General features: G+C 68.3%; 4 protein-coding genes. 2 read left to right on the top strand and 2 right to left on the bottom strand.

Annotation, left to right across the window (positions count from 1 at the left end):
* Positions 1-126 precede the first annotated feature (126 nt).
* Together ACWF94_RS31860 and ACWF94_RS31855 are read right to left on the bottom strand one after the other, a co-directional pair.
* A complete protein-coding gene (locus ACWF94_RS31860) occupies positions 127-732 on the bottom strand; it encodes a dTDP-4-dehydrorhamnose 3,5-epimerase family protein (RefSeq protein ID WP_453496372.1) in 606 nt (201 codons plus the stop codon).
* Between the two features lie 272 nt (positions 733-1,004).
* Positions 1,005-3,308 (bottom strand): ATP-binding cassette domain-containing protein, encoded by a 2,304-nt coding sequence (locus ACWF94_RS31855; protein ID WP_453496368.1) that lies wholly within the window; start codon positions 3,306-3,308, stop codon positions 1,005-1,007.
* Between the two features lie 298 nt (positions 3,309-3,606).
* Between ACWF94_RS31855 and ACWF94_RS31850 the strand changes: the two genes are divergently transcribed.
* Together ACWF94_RS31850 and rfbB are read left to right on the top strand one after the other, a co-directional pair.
* A complete protein-coding gene (locus ACWF94_RS31850) occupies positions 3,607-4,467 on the top strand; it encodes a class I SAM-dependent methyltransferase (RefSeq protein ID WP_453496375.1) in 861 nt (286 codons plus the stop codon).
* A gap of 157 nt (positions 4,468-4,624) precedes the next feature.
* Positions 4,625-5,548 (top strand): dTDP-glucose 4,6-dehydratase (rfbB, locus tag ACWF94_RS31845; protein ID WP_453496365.1); only part of this gene is annotated, 924 nt, incomplete at its 3' end.

Below are 5,548 nucleotides of genomic sequence, written 5' to 3'. Positions count from 1 at the left end.
GGCCACCGTACGTCCGGAACGCGCCGACCGTGTCGCCGGAGCGGGCCGACCGTTCACCCGGAGCGGGCCCGCTGTTCGCCCGCCCCGGCTGTGCGCGCGCTCAACCGGCGCCCCGTACGCCGCCGCTCAGGCGGACCGGAGCGCGCGATCGATCGCCTGACACTCGGCGTAGTCGGGCAGCAGGCCGTCAGTCGCCGCCTTCTCCAGGGTGGGCGCGGCGAGGTCGCGCTCGGACATGATCGGCTCGATCTCCGCGGGAATCGGCAGCGAAAGCTCCGGGTCGAGTATCGAGAGCGCAAGCTCGTGCTCCGGGACGTACTCCCCGGAAAGCAGATAGGAAACCACGGTGTTGTCCTCAAGCGCGACGAAACCATGGGCCACGCCGACCGGAAAATACACGGCACGAAATGATTCGGTGTCCAGCAGCACCGCATCGAAGCGACCGAAGGTCGGAGAACCGACCCGGATGTCCAGGGCGATGTCGAGCGTCTTCCCCCGCGCACAGTACACGTACTTCCCGCAACCGGGCGGGGTCAGGGTGTAGTGCAGACCGCGTACCACTCCACGCCGCGATCTGCTGTGATTGGACTGGGCGACCCGGAACAGCGAATGCCCCGTGGCAGCCGAGAAAGCGGACTCCTGGTAGGGCGATACGAAATGCCCACGCTCGTCGTCGAATACCCGGGGCGTGAATTCCACTGCGCCTTCGACGGAGAGTTGACGCGACTGCATGCTAGAAACCATAACGGACTCCGATTCAAAGCCGTATTGCCTCGGTTTACCTGCTGTGTGCGCTCGGGGCAGTGCCCGGCACGCCAGGATCTGGCGCTCGCGGCGTTGTTCGCGTGCACTGCGTGTTCCGCGTGTACCGCGTGCTCCGCTTCTTTCGCGTTCTCCAGTGGGTCCGCATACCGCAGACGATGGTGGTCCGGATGTCTCGCAGACGCCTCAACGACGGCTGGACGGCTCTGCCCCCGCGAGCCTCGATGGTCAGAGGACCGGGCCTACGGGCCGGACGTCCCCACGTACTCGCGCAGATGCCGGGCGGTCAGCGTGTCGCCGTGGGCGACGAGATCGGCCGGGGTGCCGGTGAACACGACCCGGCCGCCGTCGTGGCCCGCGCCAGGACCGAGGTCGATGATCCAGTCGGCGTGGGCCATGACCGCCTGGTGGTGCTCGATGGCGATGACCGTCCTGCCGTCGTCGACCAGCCGGTCGAGCAGGTTCAGCAACTGGTCCACATCGGCCAGGTGCAGTCCGCTCGTCGGCTCGTCCAGCACATAGACGCCTGCCTTCTCCGCCATGTGGATCGCCAGCTTCAGCCGCTGGCGCTCCCCGCCGGACAGGGTGGTGAGCGGCTGGCCCAGAGCGATGTACCCGAGGCCGACATCGGCGAGCCGGCCGAGGATGGCCCGGGCCTGGCCGGTGGTGAAGAAGTCACGGGCCTCGTTCACCGTCAGGGCGAGCACCTCGCTGATGTCCTTGCCCCGCAGCCGGTAGCCGAGCACCTTGGGGATGAACCGCTTGCCCTCGCACTCCTCGCAGAGCGTGGCGACCCCGGCCATCATGGCGAGGTCCGTGTAGACCAGGCCGATGCCCCGGCAGTTGGGGCAGGCGCCCTCGGAGTTCGGGCTGAACAGGGCGGGCCTGACCCCGTTGGCCTTGGCGAACGCGGACCGGATCGGGTCGAGGAGTCCGGTGTAGGTGGCCGTATTGCTGCGCCGGGACCCGCGAATCGCGGACTGGTCGACCGTGATCACACCGTCCCGGCCCGCCAGTGAGCCGTGGATCAGCGAACTCTTGCCCGATCCGGCCACACCGGTGACCACCGTCAGTACGCCGAGGGGCACATCGACGCTGACGTCCCTGAGGTTGTGCAGGGACGCGCCGGTGATGCCCATGTGTCCGGCCGGCTGCCGCACCCGCTCCCGTGGCCGGACGCGGTGGTCCAGATACTGCCCGGTCGATGTGCCGGAGTCGCGCAGTCCGGCCAGATCGCCGGCGAAGCACACCCGGCCGCCGGCCGGGCCCGCGCCCGGCCCCAGATCGATCACATGGTCGGCGATGACGATCGTCTCCGGCTTGTGTTCCACGACGAGAACGGTGTTCCCCTTGTCGCGCAGCCGGAGCAGTACGGAGTTCATACGCTGGATGTCGTGCGGGTGCAGTCCGACGGTGGGCTCGTCGAAGACGTAGGTGACATCGGTGAGGCTCGATCCGAGGTGCCGCACCATCTTGACCCGCTGGGCCTCGCCCCCGGAGAGGGTGCCCGACTCGCGGTCCAGGCTCAGATACCCGAGGCCGATCTCCACCAGCGAGTCCAGCAGCTGGCGCAGGCTCGCCAGCAGGGGCGCCACCGACGGAGCCTCGATACCCCGGACGAACTCGGCCAGTTCACTGATCTGCAGGGCGCAGCACTCGGCGATGTTGCGTCCGTCGATCCGGCAGGAGAGTGCGGCGGGTTTGAGCCTGCTGCCCTCGCACGCCTCACACACGGCGAAGGTCACCGCCCGGTCGACGAAGGCGCGGATATGGGGCTGCATGGATTCCCGGTCCTTGCCGAGGTAGAGGCGCCGCACCCTGAGCAGGAGCCCCTCGTAGGTGGTGCCGGTCCCGCCGTGGGTGAGCTTGATCCTGGTGGGGGGCTTGTGGAGCAGATCGTCCCACTGGCCGGGGGTGTAGTCCTTGAGCCTGACGTCGGGGTCGACGAAGCCGGAGTGCGCGATCGACTTCCAGTACCAGGAGCCGACGTTGAAGTTGGGCACGGTGATGGCGCCCTCGTTCAGGGAGCGTTCGGCGTCCACTAATTCGGCGACGGCGAAGGTCGACACCCGGCCGAGCCCCTGGCACTCCGGGCACATGCCCTCCGGCACATTGAAGCTGAACGCTCCGGAGGTGCCGATGTGCGGGGTCCCGAGCCGGCTGAAGACGATCCGCAGCATGGTGTGCGCGTCGGTGGCGGTGCCGACCGTGGAACGGGAGTTGGCGCCCATGCGTTCCTGGTCGAGGACGATCGCCGCGCTCAGATTGCGCAGGGTGTCGACATCGGGGCGGCCGAAGTTCGGCATGAACGACTGGATGAACGCCGTATAGGTCTCGTTGATCAGGCGCCGGGACTCTGCGGCGATGGTGCCGAAGACGAGTGAGGACTTTCCGGAGCCGGAAACACCGGTGAAGACGGTGAGCCGGCGCTTGGGAATATCGAGGGAAACATCGGCGAGGTTGTTCTCCCTGGCACCTCGGACCTCGATCACATGATGGCTGTCGGCCTCGGGCCGCTGACGGTTGGCCTGGTCGGAGGGAGTCATCGGATCACACTATTTCACCGCCCGTGAGCGTGTAAACACGCCCGGCTTCCGTACCTCCCCGGCACCGGTATTCCTCCCGCTTCCGAGAAAACGATTCTCCCCGCGCCCGGTTGCCGTCCGGCTCACCCGGCTCCCGTCCAGTGGCGTTCCATCTGATTTCGAGCGCATTCAACGGACCGGGCCGGACGATGGGACCGCCGACACCCTTGCGTTCCGTCCCCACGGCGTCCGTTGCCAGCCGTCCCGACACCCTTTTCGCAGTCCTTGAGAGTTCCTGGGAGCACACATGCGAGCACACATGGACAAGACCACGTACAAGGCCCATGTCGCAGCGGCCTTCGACCGGGCCGCGGGCTCCTACGACCGGCTGGGGGTCTCCTTCTTCACCCCCATGGGGCGGCGCCTTGTCGACCGGGTGGCCCCGAAACCCGGGGAGCGGGTGCTGGACGTGGGCTGCGGCCGGGGGGCGTGCCTGTTCCACGCCGCGTCGCTCGTCGGCCCGACCGGGCATGTCCTGGGCATCGACATCGCTCCGGCCATGATCGAGGAAGCGCGGAAAGAGGCGGCGTCCACCGGCGTCGGGAATGTCGAGCTGGTGGTGATGGACGGCGAGTTCCCCGCGCTGCCGACCCGCTCGTTCGATGTCGTGACGGGCAGCTACAGCCTGATCTTCCTCCCGGACGCACGGGCCGCCCTGCCGCGCTACGCCGGCCTGCTGGGCGACGGCGGGCGCCTCGCCTTCACCACCCCGGTGTTCACCGACGACACCTTCCCCTTCCTCCCCCCGGTCTTCACCGAGCTGATTCCCCGGTCGCTGCTGGAGAATCTGCCGCCGCAGTGGCGGCCGGAGGAACTCCAGCGGCGCTTCAACAGCTGGCTGGCGAAGGAGACGGATCTGCGGCACACCCTGGAGTCGGCCGGGTTCGGTGAGGTGGAGATCGCCGACGAACCGGTCGACCTCGTGGCACCGTCCGGTGAGACCTGGGTGAAGTGGTCCCACACCCAGGGCATGCGCCTGCTGTGGGAGCATCTGCCGGAGGACGACCGGGAGCGGCTGCGGGTCCGGCTCACCGACGCGCTGGACGGCATGCGGGTGGACGGCGGGCCGCTGACCATCGAGACACCGGTGCGCTATGTCACGGCGAGTGTGGCCCGTTGAACCACCCCACACCCGCGCCGGTTCGGGCCCCCGCGCCGGTTCCGGCGCCGAGGGAAGCGGTCACACACCCGGCCGCTGCTGTACTGTGCACGATTCCGTCCGCGGGGAGCCGCCACACGCGGGACACTCCCCGCCCGCCCCTGGAAGGCCGCCAGCCATGAGGCTACTGATCACCGGTGGTGCCGGATTCATCGGCTCCCACTACGTCCGCAGCCTCCTCGCCGGTCGCTACCGCGGCTACGAGGACGCGCGGGTCACCGTACTGGACCGGCTCACCTACGCGGGCACGCTCACCAATCTCCCCGCCGCCCATCCGATGCTGACCTTCGTCCACGGCGACATCTGCGACCGAGAGCTGCTGATGGATCTGCTGCCGGGCCATGACGCCGTGGTCCACTTCGCGGCGGAGTCCCATGTGGATCGCTCCATCGCAGGTTCGGCTCCCTTCATCACCACCAATGTCACGGGCACCCACACCCTGCTCGACTGCTGTTCCCGTGTCGGGGTGAACCGGTTCGTGCACATCTCGACGGACGAGGTGTACGGGTCGGTGGACGAGGGGTCGTCCACCGAGGATTCGCCGCTGGAGCCGAACTCCCCGTACGCGGCCTCCAAGGCCGCCAGCGATCTGCTCGTCCGGGCGTTCCACCGCACCCACGGTCTGTGGACCTCGGTGACCCGCTGCGCCAACAACTACGGGCCCCACCAGTTCCCCGAGAAGGTCATTCCGCTCTTTGTCACCAACCTGCTGGCGGGCAGGAACGTACCGCTGTACGGCGACGGGCTGCATATGCGGGAGTGGCTGCACGTCGACGACCACTGCCGGGCGGTCCAGCGCGTCCTGGAATCCGGCCGCGCCGGGGCGACGTACAACATCGCCGGCGGGACGGAGCTGACCAACCGGGAGCTGACCGGGCTGGTGCTGGAGCAGTTCGGCGTCGGCTGGGACCGGGTGGACCAGGTCGCCGACCGCAAGGGACACGACCGGCGGTACGCCCTGGACGCGTCGAGGATCAGGGATGAACTGGGCTTCGAGCCGGAGACACCGTTCGAACGCGGTTTCGCCGACACGATCCAGTGG

This window comes from Streptomyces sp. NPDC055078 (assembly GCF_053607985.1).
The sequence above is the reverse complement of the archived record's forward strand: the minus strand, read 5'-3'. Positions and strand labels throughout refer to the sequence as shown.

Excerpts from the sequence above, each read along its gene's own strand:
- ACWF94_RS31860 (WP_453496372.1), bottom strand. The coding sequence starts at position 732 with ATGCAGTCGCGTCAACTCTCCGTCGAAGGCGCAGTGGAATTCACGCCC.
- ACWF94_RS31855 (WP_453496368.1), bottom strand. The coding sequence starts at position 3,308 with ATGACTCCCTCCGACCAGGCCAACCGTCAGCGGCCCGAGGCCGACAGC.
- ACWF94_RS31850 (WP_453496375.1), top strand. The coding sequence starts at position 3,607 with ATGGACAAGACCACGTACAAGGCCCATGTCGCAGCGGCCTTCGACCGG.